The 20611-nt window shown below is 40.7% G+C and carries 21 protein-coding genes; 9 read left to right on the top strand and 12 right to left on the bottom strand.

The features are described 5' to 3' along the window. Positions 1-142 precede the first annotated feature (142 nt). The 8 genes from BM176_RS22995 to adhP all read right to left on the bottom strand — a co-directional run bounded on the left by BM176_RS22995 (position 143) and on the right by adhP (position 9315). The gene (locus BM176_RS22995) at positions 143-376 is read right to left on the bottom strand and encodes a hypothetical protein (protein WP_090106685.1); all 234 of its coding nucleotides are present in this window, start codon (positions 374-376) and stop codon (positions 143-145) included. A 131-nt stretch (positions 377-507) separates the two neighbouring features. Then, a complete protein-coding gene (locus BM176_RS22990; protein ID WP_090106684.1) occupies positions 508-1002 on the bottom strand; it encodes a TlpA family protein disulfide reductase in 495 nt (164 codons plus the stop codon). 628 nt (positions 1003-1630) lie between these two features. After that, positions 1631-3325, bottom strand: a complete 1695-nt coding sequence (locus BM176_RS22985) for a cellulase family glycosylhydrolase (protein WP_090106683.1) — start codon at positions 3323-3325, stop codon at positions 1631-1633. Between the two features lie 122 nt (positions 3326-3447). Continuing rightward, positions 3448-5409 (bottom strand): amylo-alpha-1,6-glucosidase, encoded by a 1962-nt coding sequence (locus BM176_RS22980; RefSeq protein ID WP_090106682.1) that lies wholly within the window; start codon positions 5407-5409, stop codon positions 3448-3450. Between the two features lie 61 nt (positions 5410-5470). After that, on the bottom strand, positions 5471-6031 hold the full coding sequence (locus BM176_RS22975) for a YceI family protein (protein ID WP_090106681.1): 561 nt from the start codon (positions 6029-6031) through the stop codon (positions 5471-5473). 108 nt (positions 6032-6139) lie between these two features. Next, positions 6140-7531, bottom strand: a complete 1392-nt coding sequence (locus BM176_RS22970) for a hypothetical protein (protein WP_090106680.1) — start codon at positions 7529-7531, stop codon at positions 6140-6142. A gap of 10 nt (positions 7532-7541) precedes the next feature. Then, the gene (locus BM176_RS22965; protein ID WP_090106679.1) at positions 7542-8117 is read right to left on the bottom strand and encodes a YceI family protein; all 576 of its coding nucleotides are present in this window, start codon (positions 8115-8117) and stop codon (positions 7542-7544) included. 163 nt (positions 8118-8280) lie between these two features. Beyond that, positions 8281-9315: an alcohol dehydrogenase AdhP gene (adhP, locus tag BM176_RS22960; RefSeq protein WP_090106678.1), complete on the bottom strand. Its 1035-nt coding sequence runs from the start codon at positions 9313-9315 to the stop codon at positions 8281-8283. 198 nt (positions 9316-9513) lie between these two features. Between adhP and BM176_RS22955 the strand changes: the two genes are divergently transcribed. Continuing rightward, a complete protein-coding gene (locus BM176_RS22955) occupies positions 9514-10560 on the top strand; it encodes a tetratricopeptide repeat protein (protein ID WP_143097886.1) in 1047 nt (348 codons plus the stop codon). Positions 10561-10570: 10 nt separating this feature from the next. Continuing rightward, complete coding sequence (locus tag BM176_RS22950) at positions 10571-11101, top strand: metalloprotease family protein (protein ID WP_090106676.1); 531 nt, start codon at positions 10571-10573, stop codon at positions 11099-11101. 9 nt (positions 11102-11110) lie between these two features. Here BM176_RS22950 and BM176_RS22945 read toward each other — a convergent pair whose 3' ends face one another. Continuing rightward, positions 11111-11563 carry a YbhB/YbcL family Raf kinase inhibitor-like protein gene (locus tag BM176_RS22945; RefSeq protein WP_090106675.1) on the bottom strand — a complete coding sequence of 151 codons (453 nt, stop codon included), beginning with the start codon at positions 11561-11563 and terminating at the stop codon, positions 11111-11113. Between the two features lie 254 nt (positions 11564-11817). Here BM176_RS22945 and BM176_RS22940 point away from each other — a divergent pair, with 254 nt between their 5' ends. The 4 genes from BM176_RS22940 (at position 11818) to glk (ending at position 14957) form a co-directional block, all read left to right on the top strand. Further along, positions 11818-12069, top strand: a complete 252-nt coding sequence (locus BM176_RS22940; protein WP_090106674.1) for a hypothetical protein — start codon at positions 11818-11820, stop codon at positions 12067-12069. Between the two features lie 452 nt (positions 12070-12521). After that, positions 12522-13415, top strand: a complete 894-nt coding sequence (locus tag BM176_RS22935) for an Rpn family recombination-promoting nuclease/putative transposase (protein WP_090106673.1) — start codon at positions 12522-12524, stop codon at positions 13413-13415. 77 nt (positions 13416-13492) lie between these two features. Further along, on the top strand, positions 13493-13714 hold the full coding sequence (locus tag BM176_RS22930; RefSeq protein ID WP_090106672.1) for a hypothetical protein: 222 nt from the start codon (positions 13493-13495) through the stop codon (positions 13712-13714). Between the two features lie 220 nt (positions 13715-13934). After that, positions 13935-14957 (top strand): glucokinase, encoded by a 1023-nt coding sequence (gene glk, locus BM176_RS22925; RefSeq protein ID WP_090106671.1) that lies wholly within the window; start codon positions 13935-13937, stop codon positions 14955-14957. A gap of 4 nt (positions 14958-14961) precedes the next feature. Here the strand turns inward: glk and BM176_RS22920 are convergent, their stop codons facing one another. After that, positions 14962-15162, bottom strand: coding sequence for a T9SS type A sorting domain-containing protein (locus BM176_RS22920; protein ID WP_090106670.1), 201 nt, complete (start codon positions 15160-15162; stop codon positions 14962-14964). 207 nt (positions 15163-15369) lie between these two features. On the opposite strand from BM176_RS22920, the gene BM176_RS22915 reads away from it, so the two are divergent. From BM176_RS22915 to BM176_RS22910, 3 genes are all read left to right on the top strand, one after another. After that, positions 15370-15882: a DinB family protein gene (locus BM176_RS22915; RefSeq protein ID WP_090106669.1), complete on the top strand. Its 513-nt coding sequence runs from the start codon at positions 15370-15372 to the stop codon at positions 15880-15882. Between the two features lie 134 nt (positions 15883-16016). Further along, a complete protein-coding gene (locus BM176_RS32565; protein WP_177230501.1) occupies positions 16017-16172 on the top strand; it encodes a hypothetical protein in 156 nt (51 codons plus the stop codon). A 93-nt stretch (positions 16173-16265) separates the two neighbouring features. Then, positions 16266-17489 (top strand): flavin monoamine oxidase family protein, encoded by a 1224-nt coding sequence (locus BM176_RS22910; RefSeq protein WP_090106668.1) that lies wholly within the window; start codon positions 16266-16268, stop codon positions 17487-17489. Here the strand turns inward: BM176_RS22910 and BM176_RS22905 are convergent. Further along, complete coding sequence (locus BM176_RS22905) at positions 17476-19407, bottom strand: heparinase II/III domain-containing protein (protein ID WP_090106667.1); 1932 nt, start codon at positions 19405-19407, stop codon at positions 17476-17478. The two genes, BM176_RS22910 and BM176_RS22905, sit on opposite strands and share 14 nt — an antisense overlap. Positions 19408-19410: 3 nt before the next feature. Further along, positions 19411-20607 (bottom strand): alginate lyase family protein, encoded by a 1197-nt coding sequence (locus tag BM176_RS22900; protein WP_090106666.1) that lies wholly within the window; start codon positions 20605-20607, stop codon positions 19411-19413. Between the last annotated feature and the right edge of the window lie 4 nt (positions 20608-20611).

The following is a 20611-nucleotide window of genomic DNA, read 5'->3' as shown; positions in this document are numbered from 1 at the left end:
AAACTGGTCCAATCATGACTTTGGAATAATGAACGCAGAATAATATAATATCAGTTTAGTAACATGCAAGCTATATGGCCCGTTAAATGCGGGCCATATAGCTTTATTCTACAAGTAATTAACCTTTAAGGTTAATGATAAATCAAAGAGCAGTAGTTATGCGAGTAGCGGTCACATAAGAAGCTGTCGTTAAAGTACAAAAGGAAGCTACGCCTGCACTTGCAGCAGTAGTTTTGAATCCTTCCAAAGTAGTACCATAGGTGCTAAGCTTGGTTGAACAATAAATTGTTGAATTTCTCTTTGCTTTAAACGCTAAAGCAGCGCCTACTACTGCAAATACTACGATTCCAGTTAACATCAATTTGGCTTTACGCATAACAATTGTTGCCTTTGTGAATCAAAAGGCTAAACTTTAAACTTAATAATACGCCTACTCTTTTCAAGGGTTTTCGGCTTTCCCACTTGCTGCTACCTATTCTTGCAAGCATAGGCAGCTGTTGTTAACAACTAAGATCCTGTAATGTCTTTAATGACTTCAGCTTCAATCTTACCGACAAAAGTTTGTTTCAGTTTCTTTTCATCGGTATAGATGGCTGTAAATGGAACACCTGCAATTTTGAAATACTTAATGAGATAAAATCCTGTATCTATCCCCACAGTTACATTTTCATACTTCTGTAACTGGAAATTCTTATAGTAGGACATCATGTCGTTATAAGGGGAAGAGGTCAAAAAATAGAATCGTACATCCTGCAATGATTTCATATTCTTAATAATACTCTCTGTTTCGGCTCTGCAATAAGGGCAGTAGGGGTCAAATAGTAAGAACACAATGGGTTTACCCGCTGGAATATTATTAGTGTTAAGGTATGTAACACTATCACTGGAAAGCAGACTAAAAGATGGCATAGGTTTTCCTTCAAGCCCGGTCTTAGGAAGTTTGGTCCTGGTGCAACCGGCTAAGAAACCTATAATACATAATGTAAGAATAGTAATCCTCATTTTAGCAATTAAACTCTTTAATTGATCTATTAAAAATCAGTCAACTGAGGAGATATAAATATATCTCCTACTTCAATCAACTGGTTCTAATGTGTTTCTAAAAGAATACGAAATGGGTTATCTGAAATAGCTTTATTCATAGCATACCATATAATAGTTAACAAAATATAATCTAGCTTTTCTTTAGGTGATGGAAACAATGTCGTGAATGCAGCCTAATACTTTTCTCTAGGATTCAAAAATACATCAGCCTTTAATAATAATAATTAGGAGATAGAGAATATTTTTAGGAGATAGAGGTTTTTACAGGACTTAAAGATCTATATAATAAAGAGTCGTCATGCAGTAACTCTTCAGTGAAAATATATTTAACCATATTGATGTACCGGATGAAACATACATCCAGTAATAGATTACAAGGAATCCACCTTGAGGATTCTGCGACCTTTATAGTATTATAATGCTTGTAAATGCAGAGATAAAGAAGACTACAAATAAATATGGCAGGGAAAACCCTTTTACCATGAGTAGCTTATCAAAAGCATCTTTTCGGAAGATAAGTATCGATTCAACATTCGCCAGATATAAAATACTTGCATATGATATTATGGAGAATATTCTTTTTTGCTCATAATAAATCGCGGATCAACTGGATAGATTTCAGATCATATCCACCCACATCCGCACGAATGCGAAGCGACTGAGGACCATCCTGTAAAGCAACTCTTTTAACAGTAGCGGTCTTCCATTTCCCTGCAGTACCGGATACTGTTATTCTAAATGTATGCCCACCTGCTGTAACGGAAATCTTACCATTACCAGCAGTTAACAATTGTATGCTATAGATCCCTTTATCTTTTACATCAATTGTATATTGTAACCACTCCCCTGCTTCAATATTGGTTACATAATAACGATCGGCACTATCCTTTTCAGCTGCAATATCCACCCCGTCATTCCGGTATACACGCCCACGGTTACCAATAGTCATTTTCGGATTGGAAAGCCGGTAATTGGCCGTATCCATATCATAATAAGCAGCTCCATTAATACCCAGGTCATAATCAACTGCATGCAAAGTAGTGCGAGTAGTAATTACATTAGCAAGAAATGGTTTTGTCTGCGCAGAAAATGGTTGCCGCATCATGGCATCTATTACATCCCTGTGCAGAATATTATTGCTGATATTACTAGCAGAAGCCAGTTCCATTAATGCAGTAAAGGCTGTAGTCTCAGAAGGTTTTTCGCCCTTATTATTCCAGTAGTTCAGAATCTGACGATAACCATCATTAGAAGGAATTTCCAGGGGATTATTATTACCCATTTTCTTTAATGGCCACCAGGACCACCCAATATTATTCTTCTCAAACAAACGGATAGCTTCTGTAAACCAGACATTGGAATTCTCCCCTGTTTCTCCCAGCCATACAGGCACATTATATTTTTTACGGAAGTCCAGTATTCGTTGAATCGATTGCTGATTATTGACATTCCAATACTTGTGAAAACTCAGCACCATGTTTTTATCCCAGGGGGGCAGAATACCATTGTAATTATTTCCCCAGCCATTCCCTTCAATGATTATAATGTGATTCTTATCCACTTCACGGATAGCGATAGTAATAGCTTCCATTAATTCTTTCAGGGGAATATTATGTTGCTCCTTTGTTCCATTCTTATCGTTGACAGGATCATCAAATCCAAAGTTAGGTTCATTCAGGATATCATAAGCAGCAATGTAAGGTTCATCTTTATAATGAGTGGCAATTTTCTTCCACAGTGCAATCGTCTTTCGCTGGTCTGCCTCACTTTCCCATAAAGAAGGCTTGCTGCCATCACGATCAGAAATATTGAGATCATTCCCCTGACCGCCGGGGGCAGCATGTAGATCAAGAATAAGGTACATACCTTTTGCCTTACACCATGCAAGCAATGTATCTGTTAGGGCGAACCCCTTATCTGTTGAAGTATAAAGATTATAATGCATTGGAAGGCGTACGGAATTAAAGCCCCATGCTTTGAGGGAATCAATGTCTGTCCTGGTAGTATTATTAGACAACCAGGCATCATAAAAGGCATCAGCCTTGTCTTTTCCTACAAGGGCTTCGATCCTTGCACGGATCTTAAACTGCTGACCTTCTCCCGGAACATGCAACATATACCCTTCCTGTAACATCCAGCCACCAAGACCGATGCCACGTAAAAGCACATTTTGCCCCTTACTGTTAACTATGCTGGTACCTGATGTTTTGAGAAACCCCTGGCTGCTGCCACTATACGGTATTGATAAAGTGATTAGTACTAATAACGTGAGTTGTTTCATATTATTTAGATCCTGGATATTATTCCTCCACCTTCAATTATACAAACAATAAATATACGATATCCTTTCAACTGAATGGTGGAACTTATGCCTCCAGCGCACAGCTTGGACTTACCTATAAATTAAACAGTATTCACCATTAAGGCTTTCGCTTCGAAAGCACTGATGATATCTTCCATCCTGATCAGTTCAGCGACACTCCATGCCTGCGCAACTGCACCTCCGGCTTTATAAGGGTGATTGCCTTCAAATACTTCCGGTACGGAATACAGACAAATCTCTTCAAGGGTTGCAGCCATTCCCTTATATAGTCCCTCCAGCAAGGGTAATGCCGCCGCACCATCTGTCCGCAGACAGCCTTCTGCAAAATGCGCCAGTAACCAGGGCCAGACCGTTCCCTGGTGATATGCATGGTCGCGAGTTAGTTGTGATCCACTATAATGACCTCGATAGCGATCATCCAGCGGTGATAAAGTACGCAGGCCACGTGGTGTAAGGAGTTCGTTCTTTATCTTCTCCATCACTGCCTTTTGCATTCCAGGTGTTAATGGTGTAAAAGGCAGTGATACTGCAAATAACTGGTTAGGCCGCACCGACCAGTCATTTTCTTCTTCCTGTATACAATCTGCCAGGTATTGCCTGTTTTCATCCCAGAACAAATCAGTAAATGCAGTGGCTATTTTTACAGGATATTGTTCCCACTCATCCACAAATGTCTCATCTCTGGCACTGCGGGCAGCTTCCAGGCAGAAACATACAGCGTTATACCAGAGTGCATTTATTTCTACCGGCATTCCTCTGCGTGGCGTTACCGGCACTCCTCCTTCTACTGCATCCATCCAGGTAAGAGCAAAACCTTCTTCTCCGGCGGAAATCAGCCCATTCTCCTGCATGCCGATACCGTAAAGCGTACCTTCCCTGTAATGATATAATATACTGCCAAGCGCATCCTTATACATCGCCCATACCTTAGCACGATTACTATAGTGATCAGCAAAATATTGCAGGCTCCACACAAACCATAACGAGGCATCTACCGTGTTATAAATAGCATATTCCCCACTCCCTGCATTAGCCAGCAAACCATTTTTCAAACCCGCCTGCATTGTATTAATCACATTTGTGAATGCAGTTATATTGCCCGTAAGCAGTGTTAGTCCGGGTAAAGCGATACAGGTATCACGTCCCCAACTGCCAAACCAGTAATATCCTGCCCTTACCATAATACCATCATCCGTATTTATGATAAACTGCTTCGCGGCATTAAACAGATGTTCCTTCATTGTTTGCGGAACCGGCCTTGCTGCCAACAGTCGCTTAAAAGTGGGAGCATTCTCTTCAGGTTCTCTTATTGTGAATCCCGCAGTAAAAATAACAGGTTGCTCTTTGGCAAGTGTTACCTCAAAATGACCCGGTGAATACAGGTCTTCATAAGATGCATATCCACGCTCCTGCTCCACAGTATATGCAACATTATAATACCAGTAGCCATTATTTGAAAAAACAACATCACCGGTTATCTGTAAAAAAAGATCATCGTACTGATTATATAATTTCGTTTGAATTCCACCAGGTACTTTTCCTACAGCAAGGTTCGCCTGATAATTTGCTTTACCTAAAGTATGCATATTTCTGAATGCAAGGAAAGGTTGTAGTTGTAAAGTAACGGCTGCCGGCCCTTCTGCTAATGTATACCGGATGTATATGCGATTCTCTTCATCATCCATCAGCAATTCCTTTACAATAACAGCGTTCCCTGCTTTGAAAGTCCAGCGTGGTAGCGGACTGCCGGTAAAACCGGCCATGAGTGCATGTCCGTCTGGATAATACACTCCGGGATATTGTCTTACTGCCAGCGGATACACATTATTATCATATAGGATAGTCTCATCCAGTGCTGAAAGCAACACATGATCATTATCATCAAGTTGTGGCTGTGGCGCCACAAATAAACCGTGATATTTTCTTGTATTACATCCTGAAATAGTACCCGCAGTATAGGCACCGGCAGCAGCAACAACCAGATATTCCCTAACGGTTGTGTATGCCAGATCCCGCATTAACATGTTATCAATCTGCATCATCTTAATCTGATCTAAAGTTAAAATACATTCACAGGTTTGTTCATCCACAATTAGCGTACCGTTATAGCAAGATGGTTTTAAAATTTAGATTAAATTCTATATCCAACTGATCATCCGCCCTGATGATTCCTCCCAGCTTTCGGGGAGGTGCTAACCCAAAATCCGTGAATGCGATTGTTTGTTTTCCTACCAGGTGAATCACTTGCTGGTTATCCATACAGATCCGATAATTCACTTCTACCTTCTTTGAAGTACCAGCCATCTCTATATATACAATACCGCTGATTACTTCTTCTGTAGTTTTTAATGCAGGATACTTCTTTAATGAAAGAAAGGTGATCTTAAGCCGGGGAAACTCTTTTGCATTCAAAGCCTTTCTAAGTCCTTCTGTCATCGCTCCGCTCATACAGTCAAAACTCAGCACTGGCAATCGCACACTACCTGACATAAACACAGGCAGATTCTTATCATTATTCTGATAAAACAGGAGAGTGTCAGGACTCTCATAGTCTTTCAACAGACAGCTGAATTTATTCAAGTTGGTGGACCCATCCACTCGCAGCGTACTTCCTTTTAATACTACCCATTTTAACATTACATCCGGAGGCGAAGTAAATGACATGAGAAATAATAAAATTATTCTTACGTACATAACCTGTTCTTTATTTCTAAAAAAACAGCCAGAATGCACGAAGCATTCTGACTTGCAAATGTGTAAAAGTGATTTCTCTCAGAAACCGACCACCGCCTCAATCACATAACCTTTAAACTGGCCACCGGCGCGATAGTCGGCTACAGGGAAATCTTTGTATTGCTGAATCACGTATTCTCCTTTCAATAAAATATTCCGGGTCAGGAACCAACCTGCTGCTGCCGCAAAACGGTTCACTTTCACATCTCCGGTATAGGCTATTGCACCTCCACCGGTACCGTTTGCATTATCTGCCAACCTTGCAGACACTGCATTATAATGCACCCCTACAAACACATTCTCTGCTTTAAAGAACCTGTATACTGCATCTACTGCATACTGATTAGCACTTCTTGTAGATGTTTCTCTGGCGGTTCTTCCAGACGCGGTTTCATATGTACCAAATAATTCCAGACCATGTGCTTTCAAGAAAACATTCAGCATAACCGCATTCACCTTTTTACTAAATCCGGGATTGAACCTTCCGGAGAATGCCAGTGGAGTTCCTGCACCGGTTGTACTGCTTGGATTGGAAGAGTTCAGTTCCATTGCATATTGATAGTTGGAACCGGAACGGTCACCACCATATAAAACATTCGAACCACTGCTCTGATTACCATAGTAAGATCCACTAACCCGTACACGTATATCCTTTGCAACTGTTTTATCAAAGCCCGCTTTTAACAGAATAGTAGGAGATTTCTGGAGATCCCCGTCAGGATTGTTAGATTTGTATAAAGAATCAACATTCCCTTTGATCATACCATTCGTAACACCCACCATTCCAAACAAGCCATTCTTTCTCACATAAATCTCTCCACCAATCTCTGTTGAAAATGCATCCATTACATTACCTTCCATGAATGGGTTGTATATAGCCTGACCACCATCACTTCTGCGGAAGTGTGCATCGCCATAATTCACTTCAAAGTGTCCCACTTTGATGGTGGTTACTTTCATGATATCATCCCAAATCTTTCCTTTAAAAGGCAGTTTATCAAACTGAATATATCCACCTTTTACCCAGGTTTCATTATGATGTTTGGAAGATAGATAGCTGGTTACATTTAACCGGATCCCATCTGCGAGTTGCACATCCATGTATAGATTAGCCTGGGCTGTCTGAAAACCGGCGGTGATCACCTTTAACTTGTTACCGGGCACTGATGTACCGTTGGAAAAAGATCCCACATCGTTCTTCAGCGCATCAGGGTTTTTGTGTTTCAGATTCTGAAACTGCTGGGTAAATCCCGCACCAAATTTCACTTTCAATCCATCAAATGTTGTGGCAGTATCTTTAGGATCTTCAAAAACATTAATCCCCCTCTGATCGTACGACCGCAGGTTGGTCACCCTTGGTTGTTTTTGTGCCATCAGTGTTACAGGCGAAAGAAGAACGGTTAATAAGAGGGTATTGTAAACTGGTTTCATAAAAAAAAGTTTAGTGTCTGAATGTTAAGTCGAAAGAAATAGTAACGTTTTCGCCGGTTTTAACTGCGCCCATCATAAAAGAAGGTGGATCTATTCCAAAATCTCTCATGTTGATTTTTTTACTGCCTTTGATATTGATGCTTTTATCTGTGTTCAATTTAGACTTTGCTAACAGGTCGATATCTTTTGTTACACCTGCAAGACTCAGTTTACCTTTACAACTTATAACAGTACCTTCGGATGAAACAGTTGCAGTAGTGAGATCAAAAGTGATGGTAGGGTACTTTGATGTTTTTAATGCCCTGTAAGCGTTATCATCCATCCCGCTACGTTCACTTTTCAAACTCTCTGCAGGCATAGTGAAATTGAGCAGAGTCAGGCCTCCCAGCTCACCATCCTCATAAAATGTGAAGGTTGCATTACATGCTATTTTTGATGTTTTCATCTCCCAGTCGTGCAAGGTAGAAGTACCATTAACTGTAAGATTAAAATCGTTCTTTTGCTGATACTGTACCTGTGCCATTGCTATATACCCGGCTAGTTGAATAAAGAAAACGAATGCGATAGTTTTGATTGTTGTTTTCATAATTTGTAATTATTATCCTTGATTCTTGATGCAAATTAGCGTGTAGTTGCTCAGTGGTGAATGATACGAATCATGGCTATTCCTGATTCCTGTTATAGAAGAGGCTGATATAAAAAAGCCGCCGCTTACTGAAAAGCGACGGCCCACACATTCTCACTCAGGCTTATTTTACTCCAATTTCTAATACTATACGGCCTTCAATTTCTCCTTTTTTCATTTCATCAAATACTGAATTAATATCTTCCAGTTTTGCCGCATGTACAGTCGCCTTTACTTTTCCTTCCACTGCAAACTGGATAGCTTCCTGCATATCTTTTCTTGTTCCTACAATAGATCCTCTTACTGTATACCGGTTCAATACTGTTTCAAAAATGGGAAGATCAAAACTGCCGGGAGGTAATCCATTCAGTGCAATTGTACCCTTTCTCCTTAAAGCGGAAATACCTTGTTTAAACGCTATCGGAGATACTGCTGTCACCAATACACCATGCATACCGCCAGTCTGTTTTTTCAAAGCAACACCAGGATCTTCCTTCCTTGCATTAACCGTAATATCGGCCCCCAGTCTTTTTGCGAGCTCCAACTTATCATCCGCAACATCAATAGCTGCAACATGTAATCCCATTGCTTTCGCGTATTGTACGGCCAGATGCCCTAATCCTCCAATACCAGATATAGCAACCCATTCACCGGGTTTGGTATCTGTTTCTTTTAATCCTTTATATACTGTAACACCAGCGCAGGTGATGGGAGCAATCTCCAGGAAATTGATATTAGCAGGTAGATGAGCTACATAACGGGCATCTGCAATTACATACTCCGCATATCCTCCATCAACACTGTATCCCCCATTTTGTTGCGATTCGCATAATGTTTCCCAACCGGTAATACAATATTCACAACCACCACAAGCACTATATAACCAGGGCACTCCTACTACATCTCCTTCCTTTACATTATTCACCTCTTTTCCAATAGCTACCACATAACCTACAGCCTCATGTCCCGGTATTAATGGCATCTTTGGCTTTACTGGCCAATCACCCTGACATGCATGAAGGTCTGTATGACAAACACCACAGGTGATCACTTTTACAAGGATTTGATTTAATCCGGGTTCCTTTACAGGCATTTCTTCAATTTGAAGAGGCTTGCCAAATTCACGGATAACAGCGGCTTTCATTGTTTTTGGTAACATATGCAGACAATTATTTGATCTTATGCAAAGGAAAAGCAGTCACGGCTGATTTCTGCTGATGACAAACAGGGCTTGATGTGATATAGGTCAGGAAGGGTGTGCCTTAACCATTTCATCCTTCAAGATAATAATTGCAGAAATATAAAAACATTTAGAAATTATACATACTTTAGAGAAATATCCCAATAAATTTTCTTCATGGAGGACAACCTATTACTCGAAACTGAGGAACAATGTATTCATTGTAAAACCACACAGGCAATACCTGGCTACCCAATGAACCTTTGTACTGACTGCCGTAACACATTTAACAATTACCCCATCCCTAAATGGCTCTGGATTTTCGCAGCCGTTATTCTTTTGCTGATGATAGCAGGGTTGATACGAATGCCCGATTATTTTGACGCCAGTGTGCACCTGCGTCGTGCGGAAAAAGCGGTTGAGCAGCATAAATATATCACCGCAAAAAAGGAAGCAGACAAAGTATTGAAGCACCTTCCCGGCCTGCTTGAAGCCAATGGATACAAATTTATAGCGGCGGCATATACATTTGATGAAAGAAACCTGAATATTTCATATGAGCAATTGCAGGATAAACCAATCAATGATAAGGAGCTACTGGCAGAAATAAATAAAGCGATGGAGTATACAGAGCAGTTAATTCCGACCGATACCCTGCTTCTGAAGAGCACCGACAACTTTAGTAATTATGCGACTGCGATCCAGGAAAACTTTCTGGATTCATTAAATGATGGAGTGCGTACCACCGATAAAGCATTATTTGGTTACAGAATAGCGAATAATCTGTTTAAGAAAAAAGACTACAAAACCTGCATAGCAGTCCTCAAAAAAACACTTGCAATATCACCAGATAACTATGGAGCTACTGGATTGCTAATTGCTTCAAAGCGTAATGCGGGTGATTACAAAGGAGCACTGGCATCATGTGATGTGCTGCTGGCAATAAACAGGGAAGATGCGCGAATCATTGCCCAGCAATGCAAAATACGCTTACTGCAGAAACAGGATAAAGAAGCTGCCATGTTGGCCAAACAAGCTATTACATTTGGACCTGACGATATTTCAGCCCTTGAGGCACAGGCAATGGTGTATTATTTCTCAGGTAAAAAACCTGAAAGTAACAAGTTGCTGGCTCGAATCAGAGCCATGGAAGCAGCTTTCGAAGATTCGCTCGTTTCAGAACGCCTGAGTAAAATACTCAATGGCACAGACCCTTACCGCTAAATAATCAACGATGTTCATACCTGGAATTATTATTACCATCCTCACCTTCCCCGGTGTTATAGTGCACGAACTGGCACATCAGCTTTTTTGCAGATGGTTTAAAGTACCCGTCTTTGAAGTTTGCTACTTCCGTGCTCAGAATCCTGCCGGATACGTTATTCATGAAAAGGCACGTAATCCCACACAAGCGGTGTTAATCTCTACAGGCCCGTTTATTCTGAATACAGTGCTAGGTTTCCTTATTGCACTACCGGCAGCACTCCAATTTAAGCTGGATGCTGCGAACCCGTTGGATTATCTCCTGCTCTATCTCGGCATTTCTATTGCTATGCATGCGTTTCCAAGCACTGGAGATGCAGAATCATTATGGAAGTCCGTAGTAAAAGGTGAGACGTCTTCACGCCTGAGTAAAATCCTGGTAACACCAATTGTTGGTTTTATTTACCTGGGGGCATTAGGTTCTTTTTTCTGGCTGGATCTCATGTATGGTATTGCAGTGGCAATAGGACTGCCCTGGCTGCTGATCACCTTATGGGTGTAATAGTAGTGATCATGCTTTCATTCTCACTCTTTGAAAACGGCCCATCAGGCTTCCCTTAGCAATGATATGATCTCCCATTGCTTCCTGCAAAGCTTTCTTATCAGCACCGGCTTCAAGTTCCAGGCTGCTATCCAGGGCAAATACATTAAAGAAATACCGGTGATAACCGGATGGAGGACATGGGCCGTAATAATTTGTTTTACCTGCTCCATTTTTACCAACAATCCCTGGAACTGTATTTTCCTTAATACAATCTGTAGGTGCAATATTCCATACCAGCCAATGATCAAAAGTGCCATTAGGCGCATCAGGATCCTCTACAATAAGCGCCAATGTACTAGTACCCTGGGGAATATTTTCAATTTTGATGGCAGGATTAATTTCTTCACCATCGCAAGTATATTTTAACGGAATAACTCCTGCTTCCTGAAAGGCTGAGCTTGAGATGCTTAAAGTTTCCATAACATGCTATTTTACTGGGTATACACGAAAAATTAAGCCAGAAATCTGAACAATCGTATCTCTCCGAAACAGACGATCCTCGCAATGTATTATATGCATGTCTATTGGGGAAAATCTGTCTCAACAAGTGGAAAACAAATACCGAACAGGTCGCTGGATTGTAAGGTTGATGATCTGAGTATGAATAGCTGGCAGCAAGAAAACCTGCTAGTCATACTGGTGCGATCCTTGTGGGTTTATTAATAAAGATTATTATGGTACAAGAATTAAAAGTGGCGATCAAGGGTAAAGAATATTCCCTGCAGGTAGAGCCTGAGAAATACAATGGTCATAATATATATTATCTATTGAATGATAATATCAGCAACCTGTTTGACAATGCTATACCCGATAACCTGATGCTGATAGAAGACGGGAATGGTTTTAGCACCTGTCCCAAACTCTCTGAAATGGAAGGTAGAAATATCATTCAACAGATATGGGAGGCGATCGTAAAACAGAAATAATTTTATCCGAAGTTTATTCTTATATTATACTTAATATAATTGATCAGCAGATCCAGGTAATACCGCTGACCCCTTACCCTCTTATCATTCTCTGAAGTAGTATTACTTTTCTATTGTCTTCAGCAAATGTTAAGGATCCTATCTTTCCAAATGAAAATTGTTATAACGCACATCCCATTCATCGTATGCAATTATAATGGCTGACCAATGAAGGCAATGAAATTCGAACATTGTATTTTAGTAAGAAAACAAGACCTATACTTGTACGATAAAAAAAATTTTGTAATTGAATTTATTATTTCCTTACATTCGTAAAACGAAATCAGAATTTAAAAAAATAATGGAGCAGGCTTGGTGATCAACATCATGGCTGCTTTTTTGTTACCCAATCATTTCATATTCTCCCCTGTTAAAAGTTAGGTGCTAATTTGTTAATCATTCATTTATTTTAAATGGAAAAAGATGTTATTGGCCTGAAACAGGCTAACAAATATGATCGGATTGTAAAGGAAAATATGGAATCTGTATTGCCTGTTTTTATGAACGGGGTGCTGAATTTAGATATTTCTGAGAGCCAGGAAATTCCTGATGATCTTCAATACACAAAGGAAAGGAAGCCGGATGTACTTAAAAAAATAACGGACCGGAAGAATCGTACCTTTATCTGCCATATAGAATGGCAGTCTCAGAATGATAAAAACATGGCATATCGCATGGCGGAATATGCTGTGATGTTGTATCGGAAATACCGTATACCAGTAAAGCAATATGTCATTTTCATGGGGCAGGATGCTGTTACTATGAAAACAACAATTAAGCATAAAAATTTAAGATTCTGGTATAAGATAATTTCGTTGAAAGAAATTGATTATAAATTTTTTCTGCAATCAGAAGATCCTGAAATAAAAGTATTTGCAATTTTAGCTAACTTCGGAAATGATGATACAGAGACGGCTTTAGAAAATATTTTGCAGGAGATCAGTACCACTGCAGATGGGGATTTAGCGAAAGAGAAGCATAATAATCAGCTACGTGTCTTAGTGCAATTACGTAATGACAATGTTAAACTTAAATTTGAAGATATGATATCAACAAGAACATTTTTCAAGGTAAAAGATGATGCGTTTTATAAGATAGGAAAAAAGGAAGGGATAGTAGAAGGGAAGGAAGAAGGTAGAGTAGAAGGGAAGGAAGAAGGAAAGGTGGAAGGTGAGGCTGCAAATAAAAAACAAACAGCTATCAGGCTAAAAGAACTTGGATGTGATACAGAATTTACTTCTAAAGTGTTAAATATTCCTATTCATGAAGTAGAGACACTTATAGAACCTCTGCAGATGGAAATTTAATAGAAGAGAAGCATAATAATCAGCTATGTGTCTTAGTGCAATTATGTAATGACAATGTTAAACTCAAATTTGAACATATGATTTCAACAAGAACATTTTTCAAGGTAAAAGAGGATGCGTTTTATAAGATAGGGAAAGAGGAAGGAATAGTAGAAGGGAAAGCAGGAACGGCGATTAGGCTAAAAGAGCTTGGATGTGATACAAAATTTATTTCTAAAGTGTTAAATATTCCTATTCATGAAGTAGAAACACTTGCCGTCAATCCAAACCGAGGTGCCCCCTACCCTCCAGTATTCTAAAAGAAAATGTTTTGTAACCTATTTAATCATTAGCTATCCTCAGACAATTCCAATCTTACTCATTTACTGAAAATGTCATGCAAACTCTTATGGGGATGAAATTTTAAAAACCGGCACTTCCTTTGAGGTAATAACGGTCACAAGAGTAAAGAGTAGAAAAAAAGACCTTTACAGTGCAACATAATTCGTAGCTTAAATATTCATTTAAACCAGATGTAAGATGCTTATTCCGTTAAGGACCGGTAAAAATGACTGGTCAGCACAACATACCTGCACCCTGCTGGCCGGTGATATTGGTGGAACAAAAACCAATTTAGCGCTTTACAACTATGATGGGAAAACGTTCACACTTCTAAAGGAGGATAAATACCTTTCAAAAGATTACAATAGTCTTGGGAAGATGTTAACTGACTTTTTAGGAGATAAGGTACCGGACAGAATGTGTTTTGGTGTAGCCGGTCCCGTATTAAACGGAAAAGTAAAGATCACCAATGTTCCCTGGACAATCGATAGTAATGAAATAGCCCATTTATATAATAACATTCCCGTTCATCTCATTAATGACCTGGAAACAACCGCTTATGGCCTCGCTGTACTGGAAGAAAAAGATCTGCATACCATTCATAAAGGAAAACATATTCCGGGTAACTGGGGCATCATTGCCCCCGGTACAGGACTGGGCGAAGCCGGGATATACTGGGATGGGAAAAATGCGCATCCCTTCCCTACAGAAGGAGGGCATTGCGATTTTGCACCCCGTACTGAGCCGGACCTTGAATTATTCACCTACCTGCAACGGAAATTCGGTCACGTAAGCTGGGAACGCCTTATCAGCGGTCCGGGTATTTTCACCATCTATGAGTTTCTCAGGGATCTGAAAGAAATGGATGCTCCGGCATGGTTAACAGATAAAATGCTGGTGCATGATGATGCTCCTGCATTGATTAGCGAAAATGCAGATACTGTGCCCATTTGCGCAGAAACTATGACGCTTTTCCTTCGCTACCTGGCTATAGAAGCCGCTAATCTCGCACTGAAGGTAAAAGCCACAGCTGGTATCTTTATCGGTGGTGGTATCATGCCCAAAAACTTAAAACTGGTAGATTCCCATATCTTCATAAAATGGTTCCACGATTTTGGCCGTATGAAACATTTGCTGGAAGATATCCCGGTAAAGATCATTCTGAATGATAAAACAGCACTGCTGGGTGCGGCATGGTATGCAATAAACCCTAATGAATAAACGACTATTGCTTCAGTAACTTACTGCTGTATATTTCGTTTCCATCTGTTACCTGCACAATGTATACACCTGGATTCAAAGATGCCGGCCGGGTATTGCCAACGCAGGACTCCCAACCAATAGATATTGGGTTGTGGCGGAACAGACATGCCCGTTCCGGGATAGAAAGTAACAGACAAGCTGCTTTAGGGAGCGTGGAATTCATTTACATCGGATTAACATTAAGATTAAGGTAAGTTGAAGATACAATAAGACCCTGAAAAGATATATCACCTTTACATTAGCAAATACGGTAATATCGGTCCAAAAAAAATATATCATCATTAAGTTATCCCTCCTGACATAGGGTTGTCACTCCCCCTATCTTTCTTTGTATCAGAAACGATCATTTAACCATTTTAAATATAATAACATGGCAAGCAACGACATTTTCACCCCCACAGAAACCGTAATTACCCCGGAGGCTATGCTTGAACACTGGCAGGGACACCGCAGGTTAACCCGCCACGTTATTGAAGCCTTTCCTGAAGACAAGCTTTTCTCATATTCCATTGGCGGCATGCGCTCTTTTTCAGAACTAGCAATGGAAATGATAGGGATGACAGCTCCAGGCATTAATGGCATCGTGACCGGTCAATGGCAAACCACCGATCAGTTGGAACATCATACCGGCAAACCCGGTCCGGCTACAAAAGCAGCACTACTGGAACGCTGGGATGATATCACTGCTGAAATCGACAGACTCTGGCAGGAAATCCCTCCTAACCGCTTCATAGAAAGGGACTTAGCATTTGGACAATATGAAGGAACCATTAATAGTCTGTTATTCTACTTCATTGATAATGAGATTCATCACAGGGGTCAGGGATATGTTTACCTGCGCTCTCTGGGCATAGAACCGCCAGCATTCTATAACCGTGATTAATTGTTGATTCCTGGTAGCAACAACAGGAAAGCTCCGGTTTACCGGGGCTTTTCTGCTGTTAATTATCTTATCCACCTCCTCTTTAGCTAGATTCGTGATAATGAAGTATATTTACATAACAAAATATATGGATTATGTCATTACTATCAAATAATAAGAAAGCTGGCAAAAAAGCCACTCAGACAAAACCTAATATGCCAGGTGCAAACCCGAACTCATTTATGCAATCCAGTAAAAATGCTTCTTTTACGAAGAAACCTATCAAAACAGGTGGTACAAGAGGTAGTTGATACATATAAATTATTAAAAAAGGGAAAGCTGCGCCAAGGTGCAGCTTTCCTTTTTTATAAAAGTTTTGCCCAGATCAATTTATAATTAACAGTATGGATATCATCATTATAGGAGCAGGAGCATCAGGATTAATGGCCGCAAGAGAACTATCTGCCAGCTACAAAGTAACAATCCTTGAAGCAAAAGAGATAATAGGAGGAAGAATCCACACCATTAAACAGCACATCGAAGCTGGTGCTGAATTCGTACATGGCAAACTGCCGGTTACATTAAACCTTCTCAAAGAAGCTGGACTTACCTGCACTCCTATGAGTGGAAAAATGTACAGAGCAGAAAAAGGCCACTTTGAGCAGGATGAAGAATCTATTGAAGGCTGGGATGAACTAATAGAAAACATGGGCAGCTTAACAGCAGACATGACATTGATAGAATTCCTGGAAACTCATTACGCTGAAGCTAAATACAGGGAATTAAGGGAAGAGATCACCGGTTTTGTACAGGGCTTCGACCTCGCCAATCCTTCAAAAGTTAGTGTGAAGTTTCTGTACAATGAATGGACAGCAGGAATTGAAACGAATTTCAGGATAGATCAGGGTTATTGTTCTATGATAAATTTCCTGGCAGATGAATGCAGAAAAAAGGATTGCAATATTATCACAGGAAATCCTGTAACAAAAGTAGATTGGGAAAATGGAAACCTAACAGTAACCACCGGAAACGGACAATCTTACACAGCACAGAAACTGATCGTCACCACTTCACTGGGGGTACTGCAATACGGTTCCATTTTCTTTAATCCTGCTATAGATGATTATATGAATGCTGCCAGTCATATCGGCTGGGGCAGCGTACTTAAAATAGTGCTTGAGTTCAAAGAAACCTTCTGGAAAAATGATACAGGCTTTATCTTCAGCAATGAAAAAATACCTACCTGGTGGACACAATCTCCCGGAAATGTACCTGTACTTACAGGATGGCTGGGTGGTCCACCGGCAGAAAACTTTAAACAGGTGCCAACAGATGAGATATTGAAAACAGCCCTGGAGTCATTATCCGGAATATTTCAAAAGGAACTTCCTCCGCTGGTAAACAGTTACATTTTAAACTGGGCAGACGATCCTGAAACGTTGGGAGCTTACAGTTATGATACACCACTGTCAGATAACGCCCGGAAGGTCTTAAATACACCCATACAGGATACAATCTACTTTGCCGGAGAAGCTTTATATGAGGGAAACCATCCGGGTACGGTAGAGGCAGCATTAGTCAGTGGCAGAAATGTAGCACAAATGATTCATCATGCTATTTCGCTGTAACTGAAAAAATGAAATGGTCTTTTGCTTCCAGTCCGATCGCTTTTAAGTTGATCCTGTAAATATTATCACCCCATTTCTGCTTTACACCCTGATCTTCCATAGCCACCAAAGGCACTTTCTCTATACTGATAGTAAATTTTTCTGAAGGGTACTGCAGATAAAGATCTTTGGATGGCTGATGAATAACCAGTATACCGGGATTCTCCACATCCACAGGGTAACAGGTCATCAGGTGTTCTGTAACAGAATTTCCTGTTTTCAACTTTATAAGATCTTCCACCTCCACACTTTTCTGCCTGTTCAGCCGGATACTCCGCTCCCATTTTTCAATACCTGCCGCTGCAGGATAAGAAGCTCCAATATCCATGGTGACCTGGCTATAAGACGAATCGGATTGATAAAAAACCTGTTCTGCCTTAAACTGTCCACCTGCTTGTTGAGTATAACCGTTTACGGTAGGTGTATTGTGATAGTCCGACCGGTTATACCAGATGTCATATCTTTTACTACTGAACGTTTTGGCAGTATATGTCCCACGCCCTACATCGATCAATACAGGCATCCCATCATAATACACTACATAGTTACCAATATCATTATGGTTATGACTTTCATCATTATTACCTCCTTTTGCTGCTACAAAAAAACCTTTCGTACTCCCCTGCCCGTCGCGGGCTATCATCACCTCCAGATCCGGCCACCAGAATTCTGCGGGTAACAGTAATCCTTTTGCTGCATGATTGAATTCCTCCTGCATGAACAATGAGAAAAGACGCCTGAAGAAATGATATCCACCTACGGCAGTCTGATCTTCACCATCCAGATAATAAGCACCGAATTTCATCATGTCCGGATCCTTTATATCCTTTCCAAACCGGTAAATCATACTGGCAGGCATCCTGGGCTGAGGATCTGCATCTGCAAAATCAAGGAAGTAACGTTCACTGATCTGTGCACGATAAATGAACCGGCCCATCTCAACGACCTTCCTATCTTCATACATATATGCAAAAGCATTATTGCTGGCAAGATTCAGCAGGGAAATGTTATCATACAATGAAGCTGCGGCGGCGCCCCAGTAACCCGGCCCTTCATCACAGCCACCATCTGCCGGATAAGGATTCAGAAATTCATCCAGCACACCCAATAATTTATAAACTGCAGTTGTACGTTTCTTATCATCCTTTTCTAATAACAATACTGAATTCAGCCAGTTGGAACAGATCCAGGGATTCCAGTTATTCGGCCGCCTGCCATTTGCATTCGTACTCATCCACCCATGATGTATTGTCATCAGTGGCTCAAAGATCCGCCTGCTGGTTTCATAATAGATCCGCTTTCTTATCTGTGGAGAAACGCTATCAAGTTTTTCTCCCACGAAATAGTCTACCCAGGCCAGTAATGTGCCCGTTTCTGCTGAAAAAAGCTCTACGAAAGGTGCGGACACATCCATCAGTCCGGCATACGCTTTACTATGTGGCAGATGCGCTGAGGCTCCCCAGAAAGACTCTTCACAGATAGACCATACGCCGTTTATAATAGGATCAATAAACCGTCCTTTGTTTTCGTATACCTCTGCCAGTAACAAAGTGCCTAATACCAGCCGTTTTTTATTACTGATCTCCTGGTACTCACTCCGGTTGCCGTTACGTACAATAAGAAGTGACTTTACCGCAGGTATTCCCGGCCACTCATAATTTAAATACCCTTCGGCTTTTTGTATTACTGCTTTTCCTATCACAGGGTCGGCCTTCGTCCATCCGGCCCTGTTGTTTGTATGAGGGAAAGGTTCCCATTTAGCCTGTGGTATTAACAACCGCGACAGCTGCTTTGCTGTATATTTACCACTCAGGAGATCCTGTGCTGCCAGCCCGTGACAGGCTAGCAGCATACAGGTAAAGAATAGAATCTTTTTCATGTTTTAATAGTCCCAGTTGGTAAGTAAAAACATTTTATTCTTAAAGTCTTTGTGATGTTCCCAAAGCGGAGCAAGATCCATAGTGGGATACTTCTCTGCTGCTATCTTTGCCAGTTCCAGGAATTCCTTATCATCCTTAGGTTTGATTTGCTGATGTTCCCATTTCTTCACATCTTCCGCATAAGGTAGTAACCATACAAAAGCGTTTTGCAGTTTCTTTTTTCCCGCGCTTTCATAATTCCACAAATCGACCTTTACATTTTCGGCGAGCAAAGCCAGTTCAAAAAAAGCTCTCAGATTAAACAGGGAATAATGCCAGGAAAGTGTACGCTCCAATTCACGGGGCTGCTGACCGTCTTCTGTCAACTGTCCATCAATACGTTTTTGTGTCTGATCTTCCACGATCTTTTTCGCAAGCTCCGGTTGATCTGTGAATAAGGCGATGATCATTTGCTGTACATCATACCAGGTACCATGATTATTCGATGCATTCGCCTCCTCCAGTCCTATTGGGCTGGTACGCATCCAGTTCAGGTATTGTTTATACCATGCCTGGATTGCCTTGTATTCAGATGGAGCAAATGCAGGTGAATTTTTCAAAAGCTGAATACCGTCAATCAGCATTGGTAGATTATGCATATCAATCAGACCAATACCTCTTCCCTCTGTGATACCGGGAATGGCCTGCCCATAATTAAGATTTGGATTCATCCTTGTGGCAGGATCCAGGTACCAGGTTCTGAGGAGTTTAACCGCATGTGTAGCATACTTTTCATTACCAGTATAAAACCAGGCTAATCCCAAGCGATAAACATCTTCTGAAAGTGCATTCTGGTATGAAGCATCCTTAATAGTAAAACGTTCCGGATTTGTTTGTCCATCTTTCCGGATATAAGGCAATCCGTTTGCTTTACTGGAGTCCGGCCACCAGTATGGCGCAACACTCATATAGTCATGTTTATCTCCGCTGGACGGGGTTTTCTCCTTATACACAACAGAGTAAGGGCCATTCTTTAATGACTGATCGGCAGCCGCTATCAAATCGGATAACGCTTGTTGCATAACCGGATCTTTCTGTTCTATCTTTTGTTTTCCACTGAGTAAAGCGGCAGGTTTGATCAGGAAAGTATGTGGTGGCAACTGTGCCGCATATACTTTTGTACAGATCGAGAATAATAACAATAGTTTGAACATTTTCATAACA

This window comes from Chitinophaga sp. CF118 (assembly GCF_900112615.1).
In the GTDB taxonomy this organism is placed as follows: Bacteria; Bacteroidota; Bacteroidia; order Chitinophagales; family Chitinophagaceae; genus Chitinophaga.
The sequence above is the reverse complement of the archived record's forward strand: the minus strand, read 5'-3'. Positions and strand labels throughout refer to the sequence as shown.

Excerpts from the sequence above, each read along its gene's own strand:
- BM176_RS22990 (WP_090106684.1), bottom strand. The coding sequence starts at position 1,002 with ATGAGGATTACTATTCTTACATTATGTATTATAGGTTTCTTAGCCGGT.
- BM176_RS22975 (WP_090106681.1), bottom strand. The coding sequence starts at position 6,031 with ATGTCATTTACTTCGCCTCCGGATGTAATGTTAAAATGGGTAGTATTA.
- BM176_RS22955 (WP_143097886.1), top strand. The coding sequence starts at position 9,514 with ATGGAGGACAACCTATTACTCGAAACTGAGGAACAATGTATTCATTGT.
- glk (WP_090106671.1), top strand. The coding sequence starts at position 13,935 with ATGCTTATTCCGTTAAGGACCGGTAAAAATGACTGGTCAGCACAACAT.
- BM176_RS22965 (WP_090106679.1), bottom strand. The coding sequence starts at position 8,117 with ATGAAAACAACAATCAAAACTATCGCATTCGTTTTCTTTATTCAACTA.
- BM176_RS22980 (WP_090106682.1), bottom strand. The coding sequence starts at position 5,409 with ATGATGCAGATTGATAACATGTTAATGCGGGATCTGGCATACACAACC.
- BM176_RS22970 (WP_090106680.1), bottom strand. The coding sequence starts at position 7,531 with ATGAAACCAGTTTACAATACCCTCTTATTAACCGTTCTTCTTTCGCCT.
- BM176_RS22905 (WP_090106667.1), bottom strand. The coding sequence starts at position 19,407 with ATGAAAAAGATTCTATTCTTTACCTGTATGCTGCTAGCCTGTCACGGG.
- BM176_RS22920 (WP_090106670.1), bottom strand. The coding sequence starts at position 15,162 with ATGAATTCCACGCTCCCTAAAGCAGCTTGTCTGTTACTTTCTATCCCG.
- BM176_RS22900 (WP_090106666.1), bottom strand. The coding sequence starts at position 20,607 with ATGAAAATGTTCAAACTATTGTTATTATTCTCGATCTGTACAAAAGTA.
- BM176_RS22950 (WP_090106676.1), top strand. The coding sequence starts at position 10,571 with ATGTTCATACCTGGAATTATTATTACCATCCTCACCTTCCCCGGTGTT.
- BM176_RS22945 (WP_090106675.1), bottom strand. The coding sequence starts at position 11,563 with ATGGAAACTTTAAGCATCTCAAGCTCAGCCTTTCAGGAAGCAGGAGTT.
- BM176_RS22930 (WP_090106672.1), top strand. The coding sequence starts at position 13,493 with ATGATTTCAACAAGAACATTTTTCAAGGTAAAAGAGGATGCGTTTTAT.
- BM176_RS22935 (WP_090106673.1), top strand. The coding sequence starts at position 12,522 with ATGGAAAAAGATGTTATTGGCCTGAAACAGGCTAACAAATATGATCGG.
- BM176_RS32565 (WP_177230501.1), top strand. The coding sequence starts at position 16,017 with ATGTCATTACTATCAAATAATAAGAAAGCTGGCAAAAAAGCCACTCAG.
- BM176_RS22940 (WP_090106674.1), top strand. The coding sequence starts at position 11,818 with ATGGTACAAGAATTAAAAGTGGCGATCAAGGGTAAAGAATATTCCCTG.
- BM176_RS22995 (WP_090106685.1), bottom strand. The coding sequence starts at position 376 with ATGCGTAAAGCCAAATTGATGTTAACTGGAATCGTAGTATTTGCAGTA.
- BM176_RS22985 (WP_090106683.1), bottom strand. The coding sequence starts at position 3,325 with ATGAAACAACTCACGTTATTAGTACTAATCACTTTATCAATACCGTAT.
- adhP (WP_090106678.1), bottom strand. The coding sequence starts at position 9,315 with ATGTTACCAAAAACAATGAAAGCCGCTGTTATCCGTGAATTTGGCAAG.
- BM176_RS22910 (WP_090106668.1), top strand. The coding sequence starts at position 16,266 with ATGGATATCATCATTATAGGAGCAGGAGCATCAGGATTAATGGCCGCA.
- BM176_RS22915 (WP_090106669.1), top strand. The coding sequence starts at position 15,370 with ATGGCAAGCAACGACATTTTCACCCCCACAGAAACCGTAATTACCCCG.